Here is a 26,066-nt window from a genome sequence, read left to right as displayed (position 1 = left end):
ATCATGCCAGCATGCTGACCACGCTTGCCACCAGCACCATGGCCAGGGCCTGGTTCAGCCGCCGCTGACGCAGGGGCGTGCTCAGCCATTGGGTCAGTGCATGGCCCAGCGCGGCCCAGCAGCCAACGCCGAGCAGGCAGGCCAGCAAGGAGACGGCGCAAAACAGCAGCAATGCAGCAGACAGCGAGACCTGCTGCGCCGCCAGAGGGGCCACAAACATGCCGATGCCCGAAAGCGCCACCAACCAGGCCTTGGGGTTGAGGCTCTGAATGGCAATGCCTTGCACGAACGCTCCGCCTGGACCGGCCGGCAGTGACGAGGGCACGCTTTCCCTGGCTGCCCGGCCATGGGCCCCGGGGGCATTGGCCAGCTGCCAGGCCAGCCAGAGCAGATAGAGAGCACAGACACGCGGCGCCCAGCGCAGCAGCTCGGGCTGCTTGAGCAGCCATTGCCCGCTCTGGCCCATCAGCCAGACGATGACGGCGTAGCTGACGCTGGCTCCCAGTACATAGCAGAAGGCGGCGCCAGCGCGGCCGTTGCCATGGCGCAGGGCCAGCACGTTCACCGGCCCTGGCGTGATGGCGCCGGCGAGTGCAAATCCGGCCATGGCCAGAACAGAAGAAAGCATGGACAAACCTGAAACAAGAGGTCGCCAGTCTGAGTCCTTGGCCTTTCCAGGTATTGAACAAAATTGCGCCTTTGCTTGGTTAACAAGTGCAAAACGGTGTCTTTTTCAGACAAGGAGCGAAGCTAACTTGCGTTACGCTTGAATGCTTTCGCGAACCTGACCCCCGTCCCATCTTCCATGTCATCCGCAGCAGCTTCTAGCCCATCCCGAGTCTGGCCGGCCGTACGCATGGTGGGGCGTGCCGACATGGGTCGCCAGCGCAGCAATAACGAAGACTCGGTGGGGCTGGAGCCGCAGGCCAGGCCCTGGCCGGTTGCAGTGCTGGCCGACGGCATGGGCGGCTATAACGCGGGCGAGGTGGCTAGCGTCATGGCCGTGGAGCTGATCACGACCAGCGTGCAGCACGGTCCGGTCGCCGATGAATCCATGCTGGCAGCACAGTGCGAGCTGACGGACTCTCTGCACATGGCCAATACGGCCATCTATGCCGCCGCGCAGTCCACGCCCGGCTGCAGCGGCATGGGCACCACGGTGGTGGCCGCCCTGGTGCTGGCGAGCGAAGTGCTGATCGCCCATCTGGGCGACTCTAGGGCCTATGCCTGGCGTGCCGGCCGGCTGCAGCGCCTGACGCGCGACCATTCGCTGGTGCAGCAGGATATCGATGCCGGCCTGATCAGCGAGGCCGATGCCAGGACCTCGCGCTACGGCCATCTGGTGACCAGAGCGCTGGGCGTGATGCCCCAGGTGGAGCCGGAGCTGAACCACTGGCCGCTGCAGCAGGGTGACCGCATTCTGCTGTGCTCGGACGGCCTGACCGATATGCTGAGCGACGCCAGCCTTGCCTCCCTGTTCGAGGAAAACCTGCCGCTGGAGCGGTTGCAGGAGGCCTTGATCGAGGCGGCCAATGCCGCGGGAGGCAAGGACAATATCGGCGTGGTGCTGATTGAGCAGGGCGCCTGATCCCCGGATCTGACCGGGACTCTTAGATCAGACCGCTTTCCAGCGGAGGCAGCTGATGGCGCTGGCGCACGCGGTTGCAGGCGTCCGAGCCCGCGGCGAACTCCCGGCAAGGGGAGGGGCGCCATTCATAAATGCCGCAGTACGCCTTCTCTCCCACCTTGCCCACCAGAGCTGCACAGCGTGGCCTGGCCCAGTCCGTGCCACGCATGCGGCAGGTGTAGTCGGTGACTTCCTCAACCAGCCCTGCGGGGACACTGCCCCCATGCTCCTGGGACTCGTGCACGGAAAAATCGACACGAAAGGACGCACAGCAGGCGCCGCAGCTAAGGCAGGGATGGGTCATGGGAAGGCGGAGTTTTTCCGGTGGGGCGGCGATTTTCGCAGCTGTGCAAATCCTTTGGTTGTGCCGGGCCGCAGATTTGTCAACCGCGCCGTTCAATACCCGCCCAAAAGTCCATGCTGCTGGTGCCAATTCGCCACCGTTGTGCACCAATCGCCTACAGTAAATGGAAAATGAGAATCAAAATCAATTAATAATGCGCTATGAGTTCTTTGCAGTCCCCCTCGGCGAGGTCTGAGGCAGTGTCAGTTACTTCGTCCATGAATGCTCTTTCTGTTCAAGCGTCTGAATCCGGCGTGCCATCTTCCAGCGCTGCCGCCACGGCCACCGGGCCCATCATGGGCCTGGATCAGCTGGTGGTGAATCAGCCGGCCCGGGTGGTGGATCTGGCTTCCTCCGAAGGCGAGGATGAAAGCCTGTTGCTCAGACTCATGGAAATCGGCTTTCTGCCCGGTGAGTCCGTGCGCGTCGTTGCCACCGGCTTTCCCGGCCCCGACCCGCTGGCCGTGCGCATAGGCCAGGCGACGTTTGCTCTGCGCCGCCACGAGGCGTCCCAGGTGCTGGTGCAGCTGGAGGCCGCAGCATGAACGCGCGCGAATCCCAGATCACCATGATGAGCCCTCAAGCCGCGGAGCAGGCGCCCCTGCGTGCTGCGCTGCTGGGCAACCCGAATTGCGGCAAGACGGCGCTGTTCAATCTGCTGACCGGCGCGCGCCAGAAGGTGGCCAACTACGCGGGCGTGACCGTGGAGCGCAAGGAAGGCTGGCTGAGCACGCCCGGCAAGCGCCGCGTGCGCGTGCTGGACCTGCCCGGCACCTACAGCCTCGATGCGCACAGTGAGGACGAGCGCATCACGCGCGACATCGTCAAGGGTCTGCATCCGCGCGAAGCGCCGCCCGAGCTGCTGGTCTGCGTGACCGATGCCACCCATCTGCGCCTGAACCTGCGTCTGGTGCTGGAAGCGCGCGCTCTGGGCCTGCCCATGGTGGTGGTGCTCAATATGAGCGATATGGCGCGTCGCCAGGGCCTGGTCATCGACAAGGCCAGGCTCAGCGAGCTGCTGGGCGTGCCCGTGGTGGAGAGCGTGGGCGTGCATCTGTCCGGCGCCAAGGATTTGCTGGCCTGGCTAGACAGCGATCAGGCCAGGCAGCTCAAGGCGCCGACGCTCGAAGGTCAGTTCAAGCCCGTGACGGGCAGCAATTCGCGTGCCCAGCTGCTGGCCCTGCACCAGCAGGTGGCCGAGATCATGCGCCTGACCGTGCAGGAGCCCGCGGCTCCCAAGCAGCGTGACGATCGCATCGACTCCGTGGTGCTGCACCCGCTGTGGGGCACGCTGCTGCTGGTGGTGACGCTGTTCCTGATGTTCCAGGCCGTGTTCAGCTGGGCCGAGCCCCTGATGGACGGCATCGAAGGCCTGGTCAGCGACTTCGGCCAGTGGGTGCATGGCGTGATGCCCGATGGCGTGCTGCGCAGCCTGCTGGTGGACGGCGTGATTGCCGGCACCGGCTCGGTGGTGGTCTTTTTGCCGCAGATCCTGATTCTGTTCTTCTTCATCCTGGTGCTGGAAGACTCGGGCTATCTGCCGCGCGCCGCCTTCTTGCTGGACCGCATCATGGGCAGCGTGGGCCTGTCCGGACGCTCCTTCATCCCGCTGCTGTCCAGCTTTGCCTGTGCCGTGCCCGGCATCATGGCCACGCGTTCGATCTCCAGCTGGCGCGACCGTCTGCTGACCATCATGATCGCGCCGCTGATGACCTGCTCGGCACGCCTGCCCGTCTACACGTTGCTGATCGGAGCCTTCATCCCAGAGCAGACCGTGGCCGGCTTCTTCAATCTGCAGGGCCTGGTGCTGTTTGCCCTCTATGTGGGCGGCATCGTCAGTGCCATGGCCGTGGCCTGGGTGGGCAAGCTGGCCACCAAGGTCAAGACCCGCACGCCGCTGCTGATGGAACTGCCTTCCTACCGCATCCCCAGCCTGCGCAGCCTGGTGCTGGGCCTGTACGAGCGGGCCATGATCTTCCTGCGCCGCGTCGGCGGCATCATCCTGACCGTCAGCATCGTGCTGTGGTTCCTCTCCAGCTACCCAGGTGCTCCGGAGGGCGTGACCGAAGGCGCGATTCGCTACAGCTTCGCGGGCCAGATCGGCCGTGCGCTCGAAGTGGTGCTGGCACCCATCGGCTTCAACTGGCAGATCGCCATTGCGCTGGTGCCCGGCATGGCCGCACGCGAGGTGGCCGTGGGTGCGCTCGGTACGGTGTATGCGCTGTCGGCCGTGGGCGATGACGCCATGGCCCAGCAGCTGAGTCCGCTGATCGCCAGCAGCTGGTCGCTGGCGACCGCGCTGTCGCTGCTGGTCTGGTTTGTGTTTGCGCCCCAGTGCATCTCCACGCTGGCCATGGTCAAGCGCGAAACCAATGGCTGGCGCTATCCACTGCTGATGGCCGGCTATCTGTTTGCTCTGGCCTATCTGGCCAGCTTTGTGACCTATCGCGTCGCCGTGGCCCTGGGCTGGGGCTGAGAAAGGATTGTCTATGTGGCAGGAACTGATAGTGGGCGCCATCGTGCTGGTGGCCGCCGTGTCGCTGGCCTGGCGTTTCATGCCCGCCGGTCTGCGCAGCAAGCTGACTCGGGTTCATCCTTCGCTGGCGCCGGCGGGCAAGAGCGGCAGCTGCGGCGGTTGCAGCGCCTGTGGTGGCGACAGCTGCTCGGATACCCGCAAGGCCTGAACACAGACGAAGCCAGACCGCATCAGCTAAAAATATAGCTGCCTGCGATTGTCATCTATGCATTTCAGATGCTTTTATATCTGAAGTCATTGATTGGAAAGCGCAGGCAGCTTTTTATTTGATAGCAATAGTGCTTTCCGGTTTGTCGAAAGCTCAGGCGGCTTCCAGCCAGGGCTGGACTTCTTCCTCGCTCAGTGCCGACAGGCCGAACTTCTCGCGTGTGTCATGGCAGCCGTAGGAGGCAAACGGAAAGTCGCGGCAGGGGCGCGAGCGCTGCTCGTAAATGCCGCAGCCTATGCAGCCCGCGCCGACCTCGGGCAGCTCGCGCAGCGCCACGCAGCGCACCGGGTGGCGCTCCGTGCCGTTCATGCGTGCGCGATTGCCTTTGCCGGGCACTTCATGGGCAAGCTCATCGGGGACGGTGCCGCCCATGGATTGCAGCTCGTAAATGGAAAACTCAACGCGGTAGTTCTGGCAGCAGGCGCCACAGCTCAGGCAGGGGTGGACGGATTCGGACATCGGGTTTCTTCAAGGGTTCAGGCATCGGGGTCGCGCCGTCCTCCTTGGGCAAGGACGGCTTTTTGAGGTCTGGAGGAGAAGCCGGCACGCAGGGCGGCCTCCGGCTTCCGGTGCCTGGGCCACTAGGTATGGCCTTGAAGAAACTTCAGATAGAAGGTGTGGATGCGTACATAAAGCGCACGCACGCGCGCGGCAAAGGATTTGCGCGGGCCGAAGAAGGAAGGCACGCGCGTGTGGCGTGCCATATGCGGCTGGCGCAGCGCCAGCAGGCCGCCGCGCTGGCCGTAGCGGGCGTCGCCCTGGGTGGGGCGCAGCGGAAACAGAAACACCGCCAGCTGGCGCAGGGCCCGCTGGCGGTGTGGGGATGTGATGTGGCTCAGGTGCATGGGTGTGGTGGTATGCAGATGAGCCCGGACGTGCCGAATCAGCCTGGCTGGCGGCCCAGCAGCAGGTACTCCATGAGCGCCTTTTGCACATGCATGCGATTTTGGCTTTGGCACGTGGCATGCTGCCGCTTCACACCCGCGAAGCGGGTATGAGCCTGCGCCCGAATCGCATGCTGGCTCTGGCGAGCCGTCGCGTGCACCGATGTCTTCGCCATCAGTCCACGCGACCCAGCAAAAGGTACTCCATGAGCGCCTTTTGCACATGCATGCGATTCTCAGCCTCGTCCCAGACCACGGATTGGGGACCGTCTATGACTTCGGCTTCCACTTCCTCGCCGCGGTGGGCGGGCAGGCAGTGCATGAACAGGGCATCGGCCTTGGCCGAGGCCATCATCTCGGCATCCACGCACCAGTCGGCAAAAGCCTTCTTGCGCGCCTCGTTCTCGGCTTCGTAGCCCATGCTGGTCCAGACATCGGTGGTGACCAGATCGGCGCCCTTGCAGGCTTCGAGAGGGTCCTTGAACACCTTGTAGCAGCCGGGGTTGACGGGCTTGCCGTTGAAGGCCAGCTGCTCGTCCACCTCGTAGCCGCCGGGTGTGCTGACATGAACTGTGAAGCCCAGCAGATCGGCGGCCTGCAGCCAGGTGTTGGCCATGTTGTTGCCGTCGCCCACCCAGGCCACTACCTTGCCCTTGATCGAGCCGCGGTGCTCGATGAAGGTGAAGATGTCGGCCAGGATCTGGCAGGGGTGGAACTCGTTGGTCAGTCCGTTGATGACGGGCACGCGCGAGTACTGGGCAAAGCGCTCGATCTTGTCCTGACCGAAGGTGCGGATCATGACCAGATCGGTCATGCGGCTGATGACGCGTGCGCTATCTTCAATCGGCTCGGAGCGGCCCAGCTGGCTGTCGCCCGTGGTCAGGTGGACCACGGAGCCGCCGAGCTGGTACATACCGGCTTCGAAGCTGACGCGGGTGCGCGTGCTGGCCTTCTCGAAGATCATGGCCATGGTGCGGTCGATCAGCGTGTGGTGCTTCTCGTAACCCTTGAACTTTTTCTTGATCAGGGCGGCACGTTCCAGCAGGTAGTCGTATTCATCTGCCGTGAAGTCGCTAAATTGCAGGTAATGCTTCATGCGGAATTCCTTGGAGGATCAGGCAGCCAGAATAGCTTGAACCAGGGGCTTGAGCCTGGCGACGATTTCGTCGGCTTCGGCCTTGCTCAGGATCAGCGGCGGCACCAGGCGAATCACGGTGTCGGCGGTCACGCTCAGCAGCAGGCCGGCTTCTGCGGCCTGGCCAATCAGCTCGCCACAGGGCTTGGTCAGCTCCACGCCAATCATCAGGCCCTGGCCGCGCACTTCGACGAAGCCTTCGAGGCTGCCCAGTTCAGCCTGCAGTTTAGCTTTCAGATATTCACCCACTTCAGTGGTATGAGTCAGCAGGCCGTCTTCCTCCATGATGCGGATGGTTTCCACCCCGGCGCGCATGGACAGAGGGTTGCCGCCAAAGGTGGAGCCATGGTTGCCTGCCTTGAGCACTTCGGCAGCCGCCTTGTGCGCCACTACGGCGCCCACGGGCACGCCAGAGCCCAGTCCCTTGGCCAGGGTCATCACATCGGGCGTAATGCCGGCCCACTGGTGGGCAAACCATTTGCCGGTGCGGCCCATGCCGGCCTGAACTTCGTCCATGATCAGCAGCCAGCCCTTGGCATCGCACAGCTCGCGCACCTTCTTGAGATAGTCGGCGCGCATGGGGTGCAGACCGCCTTCGCCCTGGATGGGCTCCATCATGATGGCGACGATGTTGGGATTGCCTTCGGTCGCGTCGATCAGGGCTTCGTAATCATTGGGTGCGATGCGGGTGAAGCCAGCGAGCAGATCGCCAAAGCCGTTGCGTACCTTGGGGTTGGCTGTGGCGCTCATGGTGGCGATGGAGCGGCCGTGGAAAGCATGGTCATAGACCACGATTTCGGGCTTGGCAATGCCCTTGTCCACGCCGTATTTGCGGGCGATCTTGATCGCGGCCTCGTTGGCTTCCAGGCCGGTGTTGCAGAAGAACACATTGGTCATGCCCGAGCGCTCGGTCAGCAGCTTGGCCAGGGTTTCCTGGCCGGGCACATGGTAGTAGTTGCTGGTGTGGATCAGCTTGGCCACCTGCTCTTGCAGGGCAGGCACCAGCTTGGGGTGGTTGTGCCCCAGGGTGTTGACGGCAATGCCGCCCAGCGCGTCCAGGTATTCCTTGCCGTTCACGTCCCAAACGCGGCAGCCCTGGCCGCGCTCCAGCGCGATGGGTACGCGGCCGTAAGTGGGCATAACGTGGGGCGAAGCTGCCTCGATGAAAGCGGTCATTGCAAGAATCTCCTGAGAAGGAAGGTCAGCGGTGCACGGCGGCACCTGAAAAATGAGAGCTTTGATTCTAGAGTGCCCGGATAACCCCAACATTGCGGATTGCGCATCGCTGCCATGCAATCAACCTACGCCATTGTGGGGTTGACAGCATGGCTCTTATACAAGAGTTAGAATGCTTGTTTAGGCATGTTGGCGGGGATCCCGCCTGGTTGCCGGATCTTTTTGGCGAATATTTGATGGTTACCCCTTCCAGCAAAGAACTGTTCATCATGGGTATGACCCATGCCGGAAAAACCTTTCGACCCAGCGACTGGGCCGAGCGCTTGGCCGGTGTCATGAGTCAGTTTCGCCCTGGTGGTGCCTGCGCCGGAAGCCATCTGAGCTACTCTCCCTGGTGCGTGCCCACGGTGATGAACGGCACCAAATGCGTGGTCATCAACCGGGATCTGCGTGACTACGAGCCCATGGCCTGGGACTTCTGTCTGAATTTTGCCAAGGACAACGATCTGCAAGTGGCCGAGGCCTGCCTGCTTCCTGACAAGCTGCCAGCCGGCAAGAAGTGATTTTTCAGGTGCCAAGGGGCGCCGCGCAAACGACAAAGGCTTCCACGGGAAGCTTTTTTTGTATCTGTGTGCTGTGGGCGGGGCTAGTTCTGCGCTGTCGTGCTGTCCAGCAGCCGTGACCTGCGCCATGGACCCCAGCGGTAGTGGGCGATGGACAGCAGCATGGATGCCAGCGCGCTGAGCGGAAAACTCCACCACAGCGCATCCTGCCCCCACAGCGGCTGCAGCCCCTAGGCCAGAGGCAGGCGCAGGCCCCAGAGCGTCAGGGCCAGGATGGCCAGGGGCGCCAGCACTGCACCCGTGGAGCGCACCACGCCGGCCAGCACGCTGCTCACGCCCAGCAGCATGAACGAGCCCAGCACGATGCGGTTGAGATGGCGTGCAGGCTCCAGGGCCGTGCTGCCCTCGGGCAGGAACAGGGCCAGCACGGATCGGTCGCAGGCCAGAATCAGGGCCACACAGGCGCCGGTCAGCAACAGGTGGCAGGCCACGCCGGCACGCGCCGTACGCGCCACGCGCGGCCAGTGACCGGCGCCCACGTTCTGGGCGGCGATGGTGGTGCAGGCCGAGGCCACGGCAATGGCCGGCATCTGGACATAGGCCCACAGCTGCAGGGCTGCGCCGTAGGCGGCCGAAACCTGGGCGCCATGGGTGTTGATCAGGGCCAGCATCAGCACCAGGGAGAGTGAGACCAGCAGCATCTGCAGGCCCATGGGCAGGCCCTTGATGACCAGGCAGCGCAGCAACTCAGGCACAGGCCGCCAATGGCGGCGCTGGCGCCAGCCTATCCACAGCGGCAGGCGCTGCCAGCGCAGCCAGGCCAGCAGGCCCGCAAGGCCGAGGCTGTTGGCCACCAGAGTGGCCAGGGCCGAGCCCGCCATGCCAAGGCCTGGCAGGGGGCCGGCGCCGAAAATGAACAAGGGGTTGAGCAGGGCATCGCCCAGGGCCACGCCCAGCAGGGCCACGAAAGGCGTGCGACTGTCGCCTGTGCCGCGCAGCACGGCGGCCACGAAGATCAGCAGCAGCATGGGCGGCAGCGCGAGAAAGAGCACGCGCAGATAGTCCACGGCCAGTGCGGCGGTGGCAGGCTCGGCCCCCATGATGCCCAGCATGGGGGCGGCCAGCGGCCAGCCCAGGGTGGCCATCAGCAGGGACATGCCCAGAAACAGGCTGGCACTGGTGCCTGTGATGCGGCGGGCCAGGGCCCAGCGGCCCGCGCCCACGGCCTGAGCCACCAGCAGATTGGCGGCCTGGCTGATGCCGAAGACCAGAGCAATCAGCGCAAACAGCAGATTGTTGGCATGCACGGCTGCAGACAGCGCACTCTCGCCCAGATGGCGTCCGATCCAGAAGGCATTGACCGAGGTATTGAGCGACTGCAGCACATAGCCGCCCCACAAAGGCAGGGAAAAACGCAGCAGGGCGCGGCCTATCGGTGCGTGAGTCAGTGGCTGGTGCATGGGGAAAAGGAAGTTGCAGAGCACCAAGCGGAGGGACTCTGCAAGAAAAAACCCCGCGCGGCACAGGCCGGCGGGGCGGGCACCGGCGGGGCCGGTGCGGGGAGGGCTGGGCTTAGAGCGCCTGCATTTCCTTGTTCAGCTGGGTGGGGTTCTGGGGAGCGGCAGCAGGCGCGGGAGCCGCTTCGGCCTTTTTGCCCAGATCGGCAGGAACATCCACATAGGGCAGCTTCAGGGCCGAGCTGGTCATGCGGCGGATCTCGTTGGTATAGGCGGCATCCTCGTTGATCTTGCGGCCGTAGGAGGGCACGATCTGCTGGATGTGAGCCTTCCACTCGGTGCTGGCCATCTGCTCGGGGAAGGACTTCTTGAGCAGGTTCAGCATGATGTGGGGAGCGGTCGAGGCGCCGGGCGAGGCACCCAGCAGGGCGGCAATGCTGCCGTCTTCCGAGCCCACGATTTCGGTACCGAACTGCAGCACGGCGCCTTTTTCAGGGTCGCGCTTGATGATTTGCACGCGTTGGCCGGCGGTGACCAGCTTCCAGTCCTCGCGCTTGGCTTCGGGGAAGTACTGGGCCAGCACGGCCTGACGGTCGGCGTCGGTCAGCTCGGCCTGCTGCATCAGGTACTGGACCAGGTCCAGGTTGTGGATGCCCACGCGCAGCATGCCCATCAGATTGTCATGGGTGACCGAGGAGAACAGGTCCCACCAGGAGCCGTTCTTGAGGAACTTGGTGGTGGCCAGTGCAAAGGGGCCAAACAGCACCACGGGCTTGCCGTCGAGCTGGCGGGCGTCCAGATGGGGCACGGACATGGGAGGCGAGCCGGTGGAGGCAATGCCGTAGGCCTTGACGTCGTGGCGCTTGGCCAGCTCGGGGTTCTCGATGGCCAGGAACTGGCCGCCCACGGGGAAGCCGGCGTAGTTCTTGGATTCGGGGATGCCCGAGGCCTGCAGCAGCTTGAGTGCGGCACCGCCGGCACCGACGAAGACGAACTTGGCCTTGACAGTCTTTTCCTGGCCGCCCTTGGCCAGATCGGCCACGGTCACGTTCCAGGTCTTGTCGGCGTTCTGGCGCAGGGCCGTGACTTCGCTTTGCAGGTGCAGCTGGAAGTTGGGGCCCTTCTGGAGCGAGGCCATCAGCTGCTCGGTCCAGACGCCATGGTTCACGTCGGTGCCCAGGGGCATATAGGTGGCGGCGATCTTCTGGGCCGGGTCACGGCCTTCGATCATCAGCGGGGCCCACTTCTTGATCTGTGCCTGGTCTTCGGAGTACTCCATGCCGTAGAACAGGGGGTTCTGGACGAGGGCTTGCTGGCGCTTCTTGAGGAAGGCGATGTTGTCATCACCCCAGACGAAGCTCATATGGGGCGTGGCGTTCACGAAAGTCTCGGGCGACTGCAGGTGGCCGCGGCCGACCTGGTGGGCCCAGAACTGGCGCGTCACCTCGAACTGCTCGGCAATGCTCACGGCACGCTTTGTTTCCACGCTGCCGTCGGGCAGCTGGGGCGTGTAGTTGAGCTCGGCAAAGCCGGAGTGGCCGGTGCCGGCGTTGTTCCAGCCGTTGGAGCTTTCCAGGGCCACGCCGTCCAGGCGTTCGAAGACCTCGATCTTCCAGTCGGGCTGCAGTTCCTGCAGATAGGTGGCCAGCGTCGTGCTCATCACGCCGGCGCCTACCATCACCACATCGACGGGCTGCTCGTTCTCGGCCTTGGGCACGGAGCGAGGGAATATTGGCCAAAACAAAAATAACAGCGCGGCCAGGACCAGGGCCGCGACGGCTCCCAGTCCTGCTTTGATCGACTTTTTCATGACTTTTTCTAGACTTGACTATCAAAAAAGCCTGCGGGCAGGCGGCAGGCTTTTTGCGAAGATACGGGGCAAGTCCTATAAAAGACATGAGACTCCCCGACCTGGGGATTGTCCTAGGGAAGTCAAAATCTGACGCTAATCAATTCGTATTAGGGCGCTTTGTGCTAGGTGTGAGGCGCGTCTGTGGATGCCTTGATGAGGCAGTCATGTCGGGTACAGGCAACAAAAAAACCGCCCTGAGGCGGTTTTGATGTTTTTGCTGACAGCGCACCCGTTACAAACGGCAGATGACCGAAGTCATCCGTGCTTGAGGGAGGCTGGTATTAAGCAGCCAGAGCCAGGGTCTTGACCTTGGCGGACAGGCGGCTCTTGTCGCGAGCTGCCTTGTTCTTGTGGAAGATGCCCTTGTCAGCGATCGCGTCGATCACGGACTGAGCCTTGGCAAACAGTTCAGCTGCCTTGGTCTTGTCGCCGGCCACAACAGCCTTCTCGACATTCTTGACAGCAGTACGGTACTTGGAACGCAGCGAAGTGTTCGCAGCGTTCAGCTTGACGTTCTGGCGGGCGCGCTTGCGGCCAGAAGCCAGGCGGGGGTTCTTTTTGGCTTTAGTTGCCATGATTTATTTCCTTGTGTGTCTGAGGATGATGTCAGCAAAACAGTGGATTCTAGCATACCCCCTGAGCGGCTGCGCCGCTTCCCCCCAAAGGGGGACGACAGCTTCGCTGCGAGGCGGCTCTTGCTCGCTGTCCTGGTGTGAGGGTGTGCCTGGTCGAAGAGTGTGGTTTGCTACAGAGTGCAAGGCACCGCGATCTGTGCAAGCAGCGGCTGGCGTGAACGCATACACTTCGCTGCGTGTCACTGTTCAAAGCCGCCTCCACCGTATCCCTGATGACGCTGGCCTCCCGTGTTTCGGGGCTGGTTCGCGATCTGCTCATGGCCTCCATGTTTGGAGCCAATGCCCTCACAGACGCGTTCAATGTCGCCTTCAGAATTCCCAACCTGTTCCGGCGCCTGTTCGCCGAAGGGGCTTTCAGCCAGGCCTTTGTGCCGGTGCTGGCCGCCAGCAAGACCCGGGATGGCGAGGAGGCCACGCGCCACCTGATCAGCCATGTCGCAACCATGCTGTTCTGGGCTCTGCTGGTGGTCTGCGTCTTGGGCGTGATCGGCGCGCCGCTGCTGGTCTGGCTGCTGGCCAGCGGCATGCGCCAGTCACCCGACGGCTATCACGCAGCCGTGGTGATGACGCGCTGGATGTTTCCCTATATCGGCTTTATGTCGCTGGTGGCTCTGTCGGCAGGCATTCTCAATACCTGGAAGAAGTTCGCGGTGTCGGCAGCCACGCCCGTGCTGCTCAATATCAGCATGATAGTGGCGGCTCTGCTGGGAGCCCCCTGGTTCGAGAAGCAGGGCATAGAACCCATCTATGCCATGGCTGGCGGCGTGATGCTGGGCGGCGTGCTGCAACTGGCGGTGCAGATTCCTGCGTTGCGCTCCATGGGGCTGATGCCGCGGATCGGCTTCTCGTACGCAGCCATTCGCGCAGCCTGGGACGAGGCGGGTGTGCGTCGCATCCTGGCACTGATGGGGCCGGCGCTGCTGGGGGTAGGGGTGGCCCAGGTCTCATTGATGATCAACACCCAGATAGCTTCCTATATGGCGCCCGGAAGCGTGACCTGGTTGTTCTATGCCGACCGTCTGATGGAGTTTCCCACGGCCTTGCTGGGCGTGGCTCTGGGGGTGGTGCTGACGCCGCAGCTGGCTTCAGCCAAGGCGGCAGGTGATGGCGAGCGCTATTCCAATATGCTGGACTGGGGTCTGCGCCTGGTTGTGCTGCTGGCCGTGCCCTGCGCCGTGGGGCTGCTGACCTTTGCTACGCCGCTGGTGGCCACGCTATTCCATCGCGGTGCCCTGCATGACAGCGATGTGGGGCAGATTGCCCTGGCGCTGATGGGCTACGGCGCCGGCCTGCTGGGCCTGGTGGCCATCAAGGTGCTGGCGCCCGGCTATTACGCCAGCCAGGACATCCGCACACCCGTGAAGATCGCAATCGTGGTGCTGGTGATTACGCAGTTGCTCAATCTGGTGCTGGTGCCCTGGCTCAAGCACACCGGGCTGGCCCTGTCCATCGGTCTGGCTGCACTGGTCAACGCGAGCTGGCTGCTCACGGGTTTGTTGCGTCGCGGTACCTACAAGCCCAGGCCGGGCTGGTTGAAGTTCATCGTGCAGGTGATTGCGGCCAGTGCCTTGCTGGCGGTGCTGTTGCTCTGGGGCAGTCAGCACTTCGACTGGGTGGGCTTGCGCAGCAATGGCTTGCTGCGCGCAGGTCTGCTGGCTGCCATGATGGTTGGTGCTGCCGTGCTTTACTTTGGCGTGCTGATGCTGTCGGGCCTGAATCTGCGTCAATTGCTGCGCCGTTAAAGCTTGAGCTGCTCATGGAAAAGTGAGCGGTCAGCGCAGGTTTTACAGGCGTATCAAGGGGATTTCGCTTGCATGACCTGCCAAGGCGGCTTACAAATCAGCCTATGAGCTGGACGATAGACGAGTACCCCACGGCCCTGCAGTATTTTGCGTCTTTGGTGCAGAGTGATGAAAACTTTGCCTTGATGGAAGCCGCCATCAGCATTGCTCAGGATGCAGAACCTGATCTTGACCTGCAGACCGTGCTGGCCGAGCTGGACAGGCTGCAAGTGCGTTTGGTGCAGCGTCTGGCCGGCGAGGAGGACGGTTTGCGCAAGCTCGGTGCGCTCAACAAGTTCTTCTATGGCGAGCTGGGCTTTGCCGGCAACCTCAACAACTATTACGACCCTGCCAACAGCTACATCCACCATGTGCTGCAGACAAGGCGCGGCATTCCCATCAGCGTGGCACTGGTCTGGCTGGAGCTGGCTGCCGGCATCGGTCTGACGGTGGAGGGCATAGGCTTTCCAGGGCATTTTCTGGTCAAGGTCATGCTGCCGCAGGGGCAGGTGGTGCAGGATCCGTTGACAGGCGATTCCTACTCCGCAAGCGCCTTGGCAGAGCGCCTGCAGCCGTTTCTCGATCAGGCCGGCATTTCACCCGATGATGCGCCGCCGCTGGGGCTGTATCTGCAGGCCGCTCATCCGCGAGATGTCGTGGCGCGCATGCTGCGCAATCTGCAGGAGATTCATCAGGTCCAGAAAGACTGGCCCATGCTGGTGGCCGTGCTCAATCGCCTGATCCTGCTGCAGCCTGGCCGCGAGGAGCTGTTCCGGGACCGCGGCATGGCGTATGCCCAATGGGGAGTGATTGAAAGAGCGCTATCGGATCTGGAGCGTTATGCGCCTGCCGCACAAGGGCAGGAGGCCGATTACATCGCCAAAACCATTGCCCGGCTGCGCCGCGCAGGTTGAGCGTCTTGGTGGCAAGCAGCTTGCTTACACCAGTTGTGCGGCTTCCAACTCTTTCTTGAGATAGGCATAGAACAGCGGCGCTGCCACCAGGCCTGCTGGGCCGAAGACGGACTCGGCCACAAACATCACGGCCAGCAGCTCCCATACGCCCATATGCGTGCGTGTTCCCACCACCTTGGCGTTGATCACGTATTCAGCCTTGTGAATCAGGATCAGAAAGCCCAGGCAGGCAGCAGCAGCTATGGGTGATACGGACAGGCCGACCAGCGTCAGCACGGCATTGCACAGCAAGTTGCCGACGATGGGGATCAGCCCGGCGATGAAAGTCAGCGTGATCAGCGCGGGGGTGTAAGGTAGTTGCAGCTTCCAGATCGGCAATATGGCCAACAGGAAGACGGACGTCAGCAGCGTGTTGAAGGCTGCAATCCAGAACTGGGCGGCCACGATCTGCTTGAAGGCCAGGGCAAAGTGACCGATGCGCTGCTGCAGGGCCTGCACCAGCGGCGGGTGACGCGTGGCGATGGGGCGAACGGCTGCCAGCGCGCCGATGATCAGGCCCACATAGGCATAGAGCAAGCCAGTGAGCCAGGCTCGGCCTGCAGTGGCCAGCACACCGGCCTTGGCGGCCAGATAGCCGGCCAGCTTGCTTTGAATTTCCTGAGCGCCGTCAGGCAATTGGTCGGCAATGTCCGAAGGCAGTTTTTCTCGCAGCTCAAGCACCGTGGCCGCCAGATAGTCCAGCAGTTCCTTGTACTGGGCGGGGGCTTCGGTGATATAGGTCCGGGTCTGGGAGAGTGCGCCGCTGAGCAGGGCCAGCGGTGCCAGAATCACGATGGTGGTGGCAACCACCTGGGCCCAGCGTGGCAGCTGGTTGCTGGCAAAGGCGCGAGGGTTGGCGCGTGATAGCAGGCGCGACAGCGAGCGGGTAAGCATGAAGCCTACGCACACACACAGCAGGCCGGGGAGTATTCCCTGATGCATGACGAGCAGCAATGCTGCTCCCATCAATATGTAACTGGTCAGTATGACCTTGGGCGAAGGGCCCGGTTGCGTAGTGATGGGGGCGGGCAAATGCTGCGTCATTCAGGCTCGGGGTAGAGGGGCTGTGATGAAGATCTGCTTAGCGCACTTCAACGGGCTTGCCGGAGCCGATTTCCGTGATGGCGCCGATGCTGTAGACCTTCTCGCCCAGCTCGGCCAGTGTGGCTGCCGTGGCTTCTGCGTCTTCAGCGGCAACCACCACCACCATGCCGATACCGTTGTTGAACGTGCGGTTCATCTCGATGTCGTCAATGCCGGCGGTCTTTTGCAGCCAGGCGAACAGCTCGGTCTGGGGCCAGCTGCCGGCCTTCAGATGGGCTGCGGTGCCTTCGGGCAGCACGCGGGGAATGTTCTCCAGCAGGCCGCCGCCCGTGATGTGGGCCAGGGCCTTGATGGGGTGCTTGTCCAGTGCGGCCAGCACGTTCTTCACATACAGACGGGTGGGCTCCATGATGGCTGCCTTGAAGGGCTTGCCGTCCAGAGTCTCGGGCACGCTGCCCTGGGCTTCGGCGCGCTCGATGCACTTGCGTACCAGCGAGAAACCGTTGGAGTGCACGCCGTGCGAGGCCAGACCCAGCACCACATCGCCGGGCTTGACGTTCTGACCGCTGAGGATCTTGGACTTTTCGACCGCACCGACGGCAAAGCCGGCCAGATCGTATTCGCCATCGGGGTACATGCCGGGCATTTCAGCGGTTTCTCCACCGATCAGTGCGCAGCCGGACAGCTCGCAGCCTTTGGCGATACCGCCCACCACGGCAGCGGCCGTGTCCACATGCAGCTTGCCGCAGGCGAAATAGTCGAGGAAGAACAGGGGCTCGGCGCCCTGCACCAGCACATCGTTCACGCTCATGGCCACCAGGTCGATGCCCACGGTGTCGTGCATATTCCACTCGAAGGCCAGCTTGAGCTTGGTGCCCACGCCGTCGGTGCCGGACACCAGAACGGGTTCCTTGTAGCGCTTGGGCACTTCGAACAGGGCGCCGAAGCCGCCGATGCCGGCCATCACGCCTTCGCGCATGGTTTTCTTGGCCAGGGGCTTGATGCGTTCGACCAGGGCGTCGCCTGCGTCGATGTCAACACCGGCGTCTTTGTAGGAAATGGGGGTAGAGGAGGATGCGGAAGAGCTCATCGATGGATCCGGTGCGGGGGCGCCCTGCTGGGCGGAAACCCCGGGATTCTACGGCGCTTGCCCGTGCAGCGGGGGCGCCCGGACATGCGTCAAAGGGTTTTGCTGGAGCATTCATGGCCTGACTACAACAACGGCAGTAGGCAAAATCAGCCCGAAGCCGCTCGGGGGCTGCGAGTGCAGACTAAAATTGGTGCTTTTGTTACCGAGTGATCACGCTAGGGCATATTGCAGGGCCTGATCTAAGTGCGCGTCCGGGCCTTTGTATCTTCCACCATTGATGCTGATGAATCTCCTGCCAGATTTCGCCGCATGGGCTGTTGAATGCCCAGGAAAGGGGGCGCTGCGCGTATGTCGCAGATGAAGCAGCTGGCTCTGGATATCAGCATGGCGCCCGGCCCGACGCTCGCGCGTTTCTTCGTCGGCCCCAATGCTGCGTTGATCGATCACCTGCGTCACTGGGTGGGCGATGGCCAGCTGCAGCAGTCGCGCACGCCGGTGCCCACCTATCTCTGGGGAGAGGCCGGGTCCGGCAAGAGTCATTTGCTCAAGGCGGTGCGTGAAGCCCTGCGCGAGCAAGGAGCCATGGTGGGCTGGATGGATGCATCCACACCGTTCCCGCCTGAGTTCGATGAACGCTGGGCCGCCGTGCTCATGGACGATGTGGACATCTACACCCCGTTCCAGCAGGCGCGTGCCTTCAACTGGTTTGTGAATGCCACCAGCCCAGCCACCGGCCTGCCGCGCTGGGTGCTGGCTGCGGGCCAGCTGCCGGTGGCCGATCTCAAGATGCGTGAGGACTTGCGCACCCGCCTTGGCTGGGGTCATGTCTATCAGCTGCATCTGCTCGACGAGTCGGCACGGCGTGCCGTGCTGCGTCAGGAAGCCGATGCCCGTGGCGTGTTTCTGAGCGACGAAGTGATGGATTACATGCTCAGACGCTTTTCGCGCGATCTGGGCTCGCTGATGCAGCTGCTGGACATGCTGGACGGTTTTGCCTTGCGCAACAAGCGCGCCATCACCATCCCGCTGCTCAAGACCATGCTGGAAACCGAGTGAGGCCTCTGCTCACGCTTTCTGCTTTGGCCATGCCACAGCACTTTTTGTTGGATTTGCATGTCGACTTCTGAATTGGCTATCAAGCCCAGGCTGGCCCTGTTTGACCTGGACCATACGCTGCTGCCGCTGGACTCCGACCATGGCTGGGGCGAGTTTTCCATTGCCATCGGCTGGTGCGACCGGGAGGAGTTCGGGCGCCAGAACGACGCCTTTTTTGACGACTATCTGGCCGGCCGTCTCAACATCCCCGACTATGTGCGCTTTGCCACGGCTGCCGTGGTTCAGCGCGGCGAGGCTGCAGCCACGGCTGCGCACCAGCGCTTCATGGACGAGGTGATTCGCCCGGCGATCAAGCCTGCCGCCCTGGCCCTGGTGCAGCAGCACCTGGATGCGGGCGACACCGTGGTCATCACCTCGGCCACCAACGAGTTTGTGACGCGCCCCATCGCCCAGGCCTTCGGCGTGCAGCATCTGCTGGCGACCGAGCTGGTGCGTGATGGCAGCGGCTGGTTCACGGGCGAGATTGACGGTATTCCCAATATGCGCGAGGGCAAGGTCGTGCGCATGACCGAATGGCTGACCCAGCGCGGCCTGTGCTGGGAGGACGTCGAGGCGACCTTCTACAGCGACTCCATGAACGATGTGCCCCTGCTTGAAAAAGTGGATCACCCGGTGGCCACCAACCCCGATGCGCGCTTGCGTGCCCTGGCCGAGGAACGCGGCTGGCGCATCGTGGACCTATTTAGCGAAGCACCATGATCAAGACCATTATTGACAAGCTGCTGGGCAAGGCGCCCGCAGCCCCCCGCTCGCGCAAGCCCAAGTTCGGCAAGCGTGAGGAAGTGCCGGTTCAGGTGCATGGCATAGACCCGAATCTGGTGGACCGTCGCGCCATCGATGTGGTGCAGACCCTCAAGCGCTCGGGCTACGAAGCCTATATCGTCGGCGGCGCCGTGCGCGACCTGCTGCTGGGCCTGCGTCCCAAGGACTTCGACGTGGCCACCGATGCCACGCCCGAGCAGGTCAAGAACCTGTTTCGCCGCGCCTTCATCATCGGCAAGCGTTTTCGCATCGTGCACGTGGTCTATGGCCGCGGCCGCGAAAACGAAGTCATCGAGGTTTCCACCTTCCGTGCCTTTCTGGACAACAGCGCGGCCGAGCAGGTCAGCGGCAATGAACGTACCAGCAAGAATCAGCTCGCAGGACTGAAGCATGCCGTGGATGCCAGCGGCCGCGTGCTGCGTGACAACGTCTGGGGCCCGCAGGACCAGGACGCCACGCGCCGCGACTTCACCATTAACGCCATGTACTACGACCCCGAGACACAGATCGTGGTCGACTATCACGGCGGCATTGCGGATGCCAAGAAGAAGGTGCTGCGCATGATCGGCGATCCGGCCACGCGCTACCGCGAAGACCCGGTGCGCATCATTCGGGCCGTGCGCTTTGCCGCCAAGCTCAGCGGCAAGGGCTTCAAGCTCGAAGCCAAGACTGCCAAGCCCCTGGTCGAGTGCGAGCCGCTGCTGCAGGAAGTGCCGCAAAGCCGCTTGTTCGACGAAATGCTCAAGCTGCTGCAGACCGGTCACGCGCTGGCCTCGGTGGCTCAGCTCAAGGAATTGGGTCTGTCGCGTGGCATCTATCCGCTGCTGGACGTGGTCATGGAGCGTGCCGACCATCCCTTCGTGCAGGCCGCACTGATGGATACCGACCGCCGTGTGGCCGAAGGCAAGCCCGTGGCGCCCAGTTTCTTGCTGGCCTGCGTGCTGTGGCAGGACGTCAAGCAGGGCTGGGAAAAGCGTCTGGCCAAGAGCTATCACCCTTTCCCTGCGCTGCAGGAGTCTATCGACGAGGTGTTCGATCAGCGCATCGGCGATGTCTCGGGCCGGGGCAAGCTGGCTGCCGATATGCGCGAGATCTGGGTCATGCAGCCGCGCTTTGACAAGCGCACCGGAGCCACCCCGCACTCCATGGTGGCGCAGCCGCGCTTCCGCGCCGGCTTTGACTTCATGCGCCTGCGTGCCGATATCGGCGAGGTCGAGGAAAGCCTGGCCAGCTGGTGGCAGGAGTTCCAACAGGCCGATGATGCCCAGCGCGATGATCTGATTGCCCAGGCCCGCGACGAACAGCGCGCCCGCCAGCGTGCCCAGCAGCAAACGGCGCCCAAGGTGCATCGCGTGACCAAGAAAAAAGCCGAAGGCGAGCAGGACAGCCCGCTGGATCAGGTCGCCTCAGAAGGCGATGCCGCCGCGCCCAAAAAGCGCCGTCGCCGTCGCCGCAAACCATCCGCCGGTGCTGCTCCGGTCGCCGGTGGTAATGAATAAACCGGCCGCGCTGGCGTCCGACACGGTTGCGGTTGGTCTCGGGGCCAACCTCGGCGATGCACGCCGGACCCTGTCCTGGGCCGTGGCGGCGATGGCCGGGCTGGCCCGGACCGAGCTGTTGGCGGTGTCCTCGCTCTACAGCAGCAAACCCATTGATTCGTCCGGGCCTGACTATCTGAATGCGGTGGCGTTGCTGCGTACCGGGCAGGAGCCGCTGGATCTGCTGCATGCGCTGCAGGCGATCGAGCTGCAGGCCGGACGCGAGCGCCCCTACCGCAATGCACCGCGCACGCTGGATCTGGATATCGAGCTATGGGGCGACCGGTACTCGGATGCTACCGAGCTCACCCTTCCCCACCCGCGCATGTGGCAGCGTGCCTTTGTGCTGCTGCCGCTGGCCGAAATTGCGCCCGGCTGCGTGAGTGCCGAACAACTGCAGGCAGTGGCAGACCAGGGCATAGAGCGCAGCCTGGCCCAGGGCTGGTGGATAGAGCAGTCAGCGTAGTTTAGATTTGATAGCTTCTCGCGCTTGCCTGGCAAGCGATTGAGGCTGAAACTAACTAAAAAAGCCCCGGAGCCGTCAGGCTGCCGGGGCTTTTTTATCAGTGCCAGGACTCGTCAGTCGACCTTGGCTCCGGAGGCCTTGACGATGGGCTGGTACTTGGCGCGCTCGGCGGCCATGAACTTGTCGAATTCGGCGGGCGTGGAGCCCACGGGTTCGGCCATCAGGGCGTTGAAGCGGGTCTTGGTTTCCGGTGCTTGCAGAGCATCATTGAAGGCCTTGCTCAGCTTGTCCAGCACGGGCTTGGGGGTGCCGGCCGGGGCAACCAGTCCCCACCAGGTGTCGATGGCAAAACCGGGGTAGCTCTTGGACAGCGCGGGCACGCCGGGCAGCAGCGGCGAGGCATTGAGCGAAGTCACAGCCAGAGCCACCAGCTTGCCGCTCTTGATATTGGGCGCAGCCGCAGCCAGGTTGTCGATATTGAAGTCCACCTCGCCGGACAGCAAGGCCAACTGGGCGGGGTTGGCGCCACGGTAGGGCACGTGCAGCGCAAAGATGCCGGCCTTTTGCTTGAGCATCTCGCCTGCCAGATGGCCTGCGGAGCCATTGCCGCCGCTGCCGTAGTTGAGCTTGCCGGGATGGCTTTTGGCGTAGGCGATCAGATCGGCCACGCTATGGATCTTGAGTTGCTCGGCCTTGGCGGCATTCATCACCAGCACATTGGGCACGCGCACCATCTGGGTGATGCCGGCAAAGTCCTTGCCCGCGTCATAGGGCATCTTGGTGTAGAGCCAGGGGTTGACGGCATGGGTGGCCGTGGCGGCCAGGCCTATGGTCAGGCCGTCGGGTTGTGCCTTGGCAATGGCGTCGGCGCCGATGTTGCCGCCAGCGCCAGCCTTGTTGTCGATGATGACGACGCCCAGGGAATCGCGCACTCGCTCTGCCAGCGCGCGGGAGGTGATGTCCAGCGGACCACCGGGCGCATAGGGCACGATCAGACGGATGGGTTCTTGGGCCTGGGAGAGGGGAGAGGCCAAGGCAGCAACGGCCGCCATGACCGAGAGAAGGCTGTTTCTACGGTTCATAGAGCTCTATTGTGCAAAAAATTGCAGCGGCTCCGGAACTGGCGGTTACTTGTGCAAGAAAATTGCGCGTAAACCCTGATGCGGCATGGAATGCATCGGGGTTTGCGCAAAACAGCGTTCTTACTTGTCCGCTTCGGAGGTAAAGGCGTCGGCGTAGAACTCTTCGGCAGGCAGCGCGCGTTCGCTGGTATAAGCGGCGCGGGCCGAGTCCACGACGATGGGAGCGCCGCAGGCATAGACCTGGTAGCCGGACAGGTCGGCAAAGTCGTCCAGCACGGCCTGGTGGACAAAACCGGTACGGCCCGTCCAGGCATCCTCGGCCAGGGCATCGGAGATCACGGGCACATACCTGAACTGGGGCATGGCGGCCGTGTGCTCGGCAATCCAGCTGGCGTCATACAGGTCGGTGGGGCGGCGGCCACCCCAGTACAGCGTGACGGGGCGGTTGATGCCCTTGTGGCGCATATGCTCGATCAGTGCCTTGATAGGGGCAAAGCCCGTGCCCGAGGCGAGCAGGATGATGGGCTTGTCCGAGTCCTCGCGCAGGAAGAAGCTGCCGAACGGGCCCTCCACACGCAGGATTTCCTTTTCCTTCATGCCGCCGAAGACATGATCGGTGAACTTGCCGCCTTCCATGTGACGGATATGCAGCTCGATGCCGGGCGCCGTCTCCTGCACATGGGGCGCGGTGGCCATGGAATAGGCTCGGCGGGCACCGTCGCGCAGGATGAACTCCACATACTGGCCGGCGTGGTAGCGGAACTTTTCGCTGGCTGGCAACTGCAGGCGCACCTGCATCACGTCATGCGACTTCTTCTCGAGAGCGGCCACGCGCACGGGCATCTTCTTGATGGGGAAGGAGCTGGCGTCCGTGACCTGGCGCGACTCCAGCACCACATCGCTGTGGGGCGTGGCGCAGCAGGTCAGCACATAGCCGCCGGCTTCCTCTTCGGCTGTCAGAGCCTTGTCCGAGTGAGTACCGTGGCTGACTTCGCCGCTGAGCTTCTTGCACTTGCAGGAGCCGCAAGCACCGTCCTTGCAGCCATAGGGCAGGCCGACGCCGGTGCGAATGGCCGCGGCCAGAATGGTTTCAGCGCCCTGAGTGGCAAAAGCACGTCCGCTGGGCTGGACGGTAATTTCAAACGAAGCGTGGGCAATCTCGGTCATGACGTTTTGGTTATCCTTGAAGGCGTATCCGGCAGCCTTTTTGTCGGCGCTGCTGCTGTCGCAGCAACGCCAGTGGCTCCTTAGATCTTGTACGCAGCAGGTCCCGATTTTGCCTTCAAACCAAAGCCCATTGGGCGCGCTGCCAGCGCGCTTTCGTCGTGAACGCTTATTGATCGTCGGCCACGGCGATGTGGGTCAGCGCGTGGCCCGATTGCTGGTCGCTTCAGGCCGTGGCAGGCACGGCATTCAGGTACTGGCCTTGAGCCGCAGCCCAGGTCGGGCCGAGCAACTGCATGCCCATGCCGTGAGGCCTTTGTGGGGGGATCTGGATGATCCGGCAAGCCTGCGCAGGCTGGCAGGCATTGCGACGCGGGTGCTGCACCTGGCGCCGCCTCAGGCACCGGCTGCCGGGGATGAATGCTCGTGGCTGGACTCCCGCACCACGGCTCTCATGCGGGCACTGCGCCTGCGCAGCCTGCCGCGCAGTCTGGTCTATGCATCGACTTCGGGGGTCTATGGCGACTGCGAGGGGCAGTGGGTGGCCGAAACCCGGTCCGTCGCGCCGACGACTGCCAGAGCTCAGCGCCGCGTGAATGCCGAGCTTGCGGTGCGCTTTGCAGGGCGCTTGGGTCTGCGGGCCAGCATATTGCGCATTCCCGGCATCTACGCACCTGATCGTGAGGGCGGTACGCCCCGCGCCCGGCTGCAGCGTGGCACGGCCGTGCTGAAGCCCGAGGACGATGTCTATACCAATCATATTCATGCCGACGATCTGGCGCGTGCCTGCCTGCTTGCGCTGTGGCGCGGCAAGCCGCAGCGCATCTATCACGCCAGCGACGACACGCAGTTGAAGATGGGAGATTACTTCGATCTGGCGGCCGATCTCTACGGCCTGGCCAGGCCGCCGCGCATTTCGCGCGAGCAGGCGCAGACAGAACTGCCCGCAAGTCTGCTGAGTTTCATGAGCGAGTCGCGGCGGCTGTCGAATCAGCGGCTCAAGCACGAATTGCGGCTCAGGCTGCGCTATCCCACGGTGACCGAGGGCCTGCAAAGCTAGGCAAAGCACAGAGCACGATCCTCAAAAATTCACGTGGCCAGGCAATGGGCGGCAAGCAAGCGCCGCCGCGCAGCTAAGCTGTCGCCCCCTGGGGGAAGGCGCACAGCGCCTCAGGGGGATTACGGTATCGGATGCACGCCGCCGCGGTTGTCATAGCAGCGAAAGACATTGCAGTTGACGATCTTGGCGGGCGGCTGCGATGGCGTGGGACGTGCCGGCGGGTAGCGGTTGGGATAGCCATAGCCCCACTGCGGGCGGTTGATGGCATTGGGCTGCAGCGCCCGGCTTTGCTGCAACTGCTGGTAGGCGGCTGCGCCCAGGCAGCTCATCTCCATCTGGGCCTGAGCCGCCTGGCTGCGCTCACCCCAGGTGGCCGGGTCGGGGCTGGCTTCGGCCAGTATGGCGTTGTAGCGCTCGCGGGCCTGGCGGCAGGCGGGCGTGTTTTCCAGATTGGCTACGGCCCGGGCCTGGGCTTTCTCGGCGGCCTCGCGTTCCTTGCGCTCCTGCTCTTCACGCTGGCGGCGCTGGGCTTCGTCGCGCGCCATCTGGGCCTTGCTGCGTTCCCGCGCCTGGCTGGCATTGGCACGCTCGGCCGCAATTTCCTCGGCGCTTTGCGCCGCCTGAATCTGTGTGCTCATTTCGCCCGAGATGCAGCGGCCGTTGGTATAGGTTACCTCGCCGGTCTTGGCATCGACACAGCGCATGACCTGAGCCTGGGCCGTGCCTGCGATCAGCACCCAGCCCAGCAGCAAGCCCAGCGGCAGTTTGCGCATGGTGACGGCGGGAGATAGGGGCTCTGGCATGACCGCTCCTTCAAAGGCGTTTGAGTGCCTGCAAATTATGAAGTGGCGGCAAGAAAAGCAGAAGCGGCGCCGTGCCGCAGCATCCGGTCAGCGCCAGTCACCGCGAGGAGGAAAGCCTTGCTGCTGACCTTCGCGCTGGCGTTGCTGCTGGCGCTGATCGCGCTCACGTTCGCGGTCTTGCTGCTGGCGGTCGCGGGCCTGTTGCTGGCGATCACGTTCGGCCTGCATGCGGTCACGCTCGCGTTGCTGCGACTGCTGCTGTTGTTCGCGCTCCTGCTGGCGGCGCATCTGGTCCTGATCGCGGCGATTCTGGGATTGCTGACGATCCCATTCGCGGCGCTGCTGGTCCCGGTCGCGCTCCATCTGACGCTGCCATTGCTCGCGATCACGCATGTTCTGGGCGCGCTCGCGTTCCAGCTCGCGCTGGCGCTCCCATTGACGGCGCTCACGCTCGCGCCATGCCCAGTCATTGCGGTCCTGACCCTGGTAGACCGGGTAGGCGGGATAAGCGGGCTGGGTGCTGTAGATGGTGGTGGAGCCATAGCTGCCACCGTAGCCGCCGCCATAGCCGGAGTCGTACTCGCCGGGAACCGCGCAGGCAGTGCACAGCACAGCCAAAGCCCCCATGCTGGCCCAGCGCGTGGAGGTGGACATCATTGCCTGCAGGGATGGTTTCATGGCGTGTCTGGTGAGGTGTGGGTGGGCGTAATGCCCTGTGCTCTTAACGTCCGGCAATTGTTCCGGGTTGACTTCGCTACGTTGTATGCTCATTAAATGAGAGCTAGTTTCGC

The 26,066-nt window shown here is 63.4% G+C and carries 27 protein-coding genes; 12 read left to right on the top strand and 15 right to left on the bottom strand.

Going from position 1 to position 26,066, the window contains the following annotated elements; genetic code table 11:
- Position 1: 1 nt before the first annotated feature.
- The gene (locus tag FSY45_RS21870) at positions 2 to 628 is read right to left on the bottom strand and encodes a LysE family translocator (RefSeq protein WP_003067092.1); all 627 of its coding nucleotides are present in this window, start codon (positions 626 to 628) and stop codon (positions 2 to 4) included.
- A 228-nt stretch (positions 629 to 856) separates the two neighbouring features.
- Here FSY45_RS21870 and FSY45_RS21865 point away from each other — a divergent pair, with 228 nt between their 5' ends.
- Positions 857 to 1,588: a Stp1/IreP family PP2C-type Ser/Thr phosphatase gene (locus FSY45_RS21865; RefSeq protein WP_046461551.1), complete on the top strand. Its 732-nt coding sequence runs from the start codon at positions 857 to 859 to the stop codon at positions 1,586 to 1,588.
- 22 nt (positions 1,589 to 1,610) lie between these two features.
- Here FSY45_RS21865 and FSY45_RS21860 read toward each other — a convergent pair whose 3' ends face one another.
- On the bottom strand, positions 1,611 to 1,931 hold the full coding sequence (locus tag FSY45_RS21860; RefSeq protein WP_034353576.1) for a YkgJ family cysteine cluster protein: 321 nt from the start codon (positions 1,929 to 1,931) through the stop codon (positions 1,611 to 1,613).
- Positions 1,932 to 2,188: 257 nt separating this feature from the next.
- On the opposite strand from FSY45_RS21860, the gene FSY45_RS21855 reads away from it, so the two are divergent.
- From FSY45_RS21855 to FSY45_RS21845, 3 genes are read left to right on the top strand one after another with little or no spacing between them, the layout of a single operon-like run.
- On the top strand, positions 2,189 to 2,515 hold the full coding sequence (locus tag FSY45_RS21855; RefSeq protein WP_003067096.1) for a FeoA family protein: 327 nt from the start codon (positions 2,189 to 2,191) through the stop codon (positions 2,513 to 2,515).
- A complete protein-coding gene (locus FSY45_RS21850; RefSeq protein ID WP_046461552.1) occupies positions 2,512 to 4,446 on the top strand; it encodes a ferrous iron transporter B in 1,935 nt (644 codons plus the stop codon). Before FSY45_RS21855 ends, FSY45_RS21850 begins: the two co-directional genes overlap by 4 nt.
- A gap of 13 nt (positions 4,447 to 4,459) precedes the next feature.
- Positions 4,460 to 4,654 (top strand): hypothetical protein, encoded by a 195-nt coding sequence (locus tag FSY45_RS21845; protein WP_003067100.1) that lies wholly within the window; start codon positions 4,460 to 4,462, stop codon positions 4,652 to 4,654.
- A gap of 153 nt (positions 4,655 to 4,807) precedes the next feature.
- Here the strand turns inward: FSY45_RS21845 and FSY45_RS21840 are convergent, their stop codons facing one another.
- The 4 genes from FSY45_RS21840 to FSY45_RS21825 form a co-directional block, all read right to left on the bottom strand.
- Complete coding sequence (locus tag FSY45_RS21840; RefSeq protein ID WP_003067102.1) at positions 4,808 to 5,173, bottom strand: YkgJ family cysteine cluster protein; 366 nt, start codon at positions 5,171 to 5,173, stop codon at positions 4,808 to 4,810.
- Between the two features lie 122 nt (positions 5,174 to 5,295).
- The gene (locus FSY45_RS21835; RefSeq protein ID WP_003067103.1) at positions 5,296 to 5,559 is read right to left on the bottom strand and encodes a hypothetical protein; all 264 of its coding nucleotides are present in this window, start codon (positions 5,557 to 5,559) and stop codon (positions 5,296 to 5,298) included.
- 214 nt (positions 5,560 to 5,773) lie between these two features.
- On the bottom strand, positions 5,774 to 6,694 hold the full coding sequence (gene argF / locus FSY45_RS21830) for an ornithine carbamoyltransferase (protein WP_012839458.1): 921 nt from the start codon (positions 6,692 to 6,694) through the stop codon (positions 5,774 to 5,776).
- A gap of 18 nt (positions 6,695 to 6,712) precedes the next feature.
- Positions 6,713 to 7,909 (bottom strand): aspartate aminotransferase family protein, encoded by a 1,197-nt coding sequence (locus tag FSY45_RS21825; protein WP_003067105.1) that lies wholly within the window; start codon positions 7,907 to 7,909, stop codon positions 6,713 to 6,715.
- A 236-nt stretch (positions 7,910 to 8,145) separates the two neighbouring features.
- On the opposite strand from FSY45_RS21825, the gene FSY45_RS21820 reads away from it, so the two are divergent.
- Positions 8,146 to 8,472 (top strand): DUF3579 domain-containing protein, encoded by a 327-nt coding sequence (locus FSY45_RS21820; RefSeq protein ID WP_003052588.1) that lies wholly within the window; start codon positions 8,146 to 8,148, stop codon positions 8,470 to 8,472.
- A 230-nt stretch (positions 8,473 to 8,702) separates the two neighbouring features.
- Here the strand turns inward: FSY45_RS21820 and FSY45_RS21815 are convergent, their stop codons facing one another.
- From FSY45_RS21815 to rpsT, 3 genes are all read right to left on the bottom strand, one after another.
- Positions 8,703 to 9,932, bottom strand: a complete 1,230-nt coding sequence (locus tag FSY45_RS21815) for an MATE family efflux transporter (RefSeq protein WP_223305678.1) — start codon at positions 9,930 to 9,932, stop codon at positions 8,703 to 8,705.
- A 112-nt stretch (positions 9,933 to 10,044) separates the two neighbouring features.
- Entirely contained in the window at positions 10,045 to 11,739 is a 1,695-nt protein-coding gene (gene mqo / locus FSY45_RS21810; RefSeq protein ID WP_046461553.1) for a malate dehydrogenase (quinone), read from the bottom strand.
- 323 nt (positions 11,740 to 12,062) lie between these two features.
- Complete coding sequence (rpsT, locus tag FSY45_RS21805) at positions 12,063 to 12,356, bottom strand: 30S ribosomal protein S20 (protein WP_003052598.1); 294 nt, start codon at positions 12,354 to 12,356, stop codon at positions 12,063 to 12,065.
- A gap of 236 nt (positions 12,357 to 12,592) precedes the next feature.
- Here rpsT and murJ point away from each other — a divergent pair, with 236 nt between their 5' ends.
- A complete protein-coding gene (gene murJ / locus FSY45_RS21800; protein WP_012839454.1) occupies positions 12,593 to 14,158 on the top strand; it encodes a murein biosynthesis integral membrane protein MurJ in 1,566 nt (521 codons plus the stop codon).
- A 104-nt stretch (positions 14,159 to 14,262) separates the two neighbouring features.
- Positions 14,263 to 15,111, top strand: coding sequence for a SirB1 family protein (locus FSY45_RS21795; protein ID WP_046461554.1), 849 nt, complete (start codon positions 14,263 to 14,265; stop codon positions 15,109 to 15,111).
- Between the two features lie 24 nt (positions 15,112 to 15,135).
- Here the strand turns inward: FSY45_RS21795 and FSY45_RS21790 are convergent, their stop codons facing one another.
- Together FSY45_RS21790 and purM are read right to left on the bottom strand one after the other, a co-directional pair.
- Complete coding sequence (locus tag FSY45_RS21790) at positions 15,136 to 16,194, bottom strand: AI-2E family transporter (protein ID WP_046461555.1); 1,059 nt, start codon at positions 16,192 to 16,194, stop codon at positions 15,136 to 15,138.
- A gap of 37 nt (positions 16,195 to 16,231) precedes the next feature.
- Complete coding sequence (gene purM, locus FSY45_RS21785; protein WP_034380447.1) at positions 16,232 to 17,284, bottom strand: phosphoribosylformylglycinamidine cyclo-ligase; 1,053 nt, start codon at positions 17,282 to 17,284, stop codon at positions 16,232 to 16,234.
- 357 nt (positions 17,285 to 17,641) lie between these two features.
- On the opposite strand from purM, the gene hda reads away from it, so the two are divergent.
- From hda to folK, 4 genes are read left to right on the top strand one after another with little or no spacing between them, the layout of a single operon-like run.
- Positions 17,642 to 18,340 carry a DnaA regulatory inactivator Hda gene (gene hda / locus FSY45_RS21780; RefSeq protein ID WP_003070849.1) on the top strand — a complete coding sequence of 233 codons (699 nt, stop codon included), beginning with the start codon at positions 17,642 to 17,644 and terminating at the stop codon, positions 18,338 to 18,340.
- Between the two features lie 57 nt (positions 18,341 to 18,397).
- Positions 18,398 to 19,099 carry an HAD family phosphatase gene (locus FSY45_RS21775; RefSeq protein WP_046461557.1) on the top strand — a complete coding sequence of 234 codons (702 nt, stop codon included), beginning with the start codon at positions 18,398 to 18,400 and terminating at the stop codon, positions 19,097 to 19,099.
- Complete coding sequence (gene pcnB, locus FSY45_RS21770; protein WP_034353547.1) at positions 19,096 to 20,661, top strand: polynucleotide adenylyltransferase PcnB; 1,566 nt, start codon at positions 19,096 to 19,098, stop codon at positions 20,659 to 20,661. Before FSY45_RS21775 ends, pcnB begins: the two co-directional genes overlap by 4 nt.
- Positions 20,654 to 21,166: a 2-amino-4-hydroxy-6-hydroxymethyldihydropteridine diphosphokinase gene (folK, locus tag FSY45_RS21765; protein ID WP_046461558.1), complete on the top strand. Its 513-nt coding sequence runs from the start codon at positions 20,654 to 20,656 to the stop codon at positions 21,164 to 21,166. Before pcnB ends, folK begins: the two co-directional genes overlap by 8 nt.
- Before the next feature lie 113 nt (positions 21,167 to 21,279).
- Here the strand turns inward: folK and FSY45_RS21760 are convergent, their stop codons facing one another.
- Together FSY45_RS21760 and FSY45_RS21755 are read right to left on the bottom strand one after the other, a co-directional pair.
- Positions 21,280 to 22,248: a tripartite tricarboxylate transporter substrate binding protein gene (locus FSY45_RS21760; RefSeq protein ID WP_012839449.1), complete on the bottom strand. Its 969-nt coding sequence runs from the start codon at positions 22,246 to 22,248 to the stop codon at positions 21,280 to 21,282.
- 120 nt (positions 22,249 to 22,368) lie between these two features.
- The gene (locus FSY45_RS21755; RefSeq protein ID WP_012839448.1) at positions 22,369 to 23,415 is read right to left on the bottom strand and encodes a CDP-6-deoxy-delta-3,4-glucoseen reductase; all 1,047 of its coding nucleotides are present in this window, start codon (positions 23,413 to 23,415) and stop codon (positions 22,369 to 22,371) included.
- Positions 23,416 to 23,524: 109 nt separating this feature from the next.
- Between FSY45_RS21755 and FSY45_RS21750 the strand changes: the two genes are divergently transcribed.
- A complete protein-coding gene (locus tag FSY45_RS21750; RefSeq protein WP_046461559.1) occupies positions 23,525 to 24,472 on the top strand; it encodes an SDR family oxidoreductase in 948 nt (315 codons plus the stop codon).
- A gap of 119 nt (positions 24,473 to 24,591) precedes the next feature.
- Here FSY45_RS21750 and FSY45_RS21745 read toward each other — a convergent pair whose 3' ends face one another.
- Both FSY45_RS21745 and FSY45_RS21740 read right to left on the bottom strand, forming a co-directional pair.
- Positions 24,592 to 25,275, bottom strand: a complete 684-nt coding sequence (locus FSY45_RS21745; protein WP_003069066.1) for a DUF4124 domain-containing protein — start codon at positions 25,273 to 25,275, stop codon at positions 24,592 to 24,594.
- A gap of 87 nt (positions 25,276 to 25,362) precedes the next feature.
- On the bottom strand, positions 25,363 to 25,953 hold the full coding sequence (locus FSY45_RS21740; protein ID WP_046461560.1) for a hypothetical protein: 591 nt from the start codon (positions 25,951 to 25,953) through the stop codon (positions 25,363 to 25,365).
- Positions 25,954 to 26,066 lie beyond the last annotated feature (113 nt).

This window comes from Comamonas sp. Z1, from assembly GCF_008121555.1.
Lineage (GTDB): Bacteria > Pseudomonadota > Gammaproteobacteria > Burkholderiales > Burkholderiaceae_C > Comamonas > Comamonas thiooxydans.
This window is presented reverse-complemented; position numbering and strand designations above follow the sequence as displayed.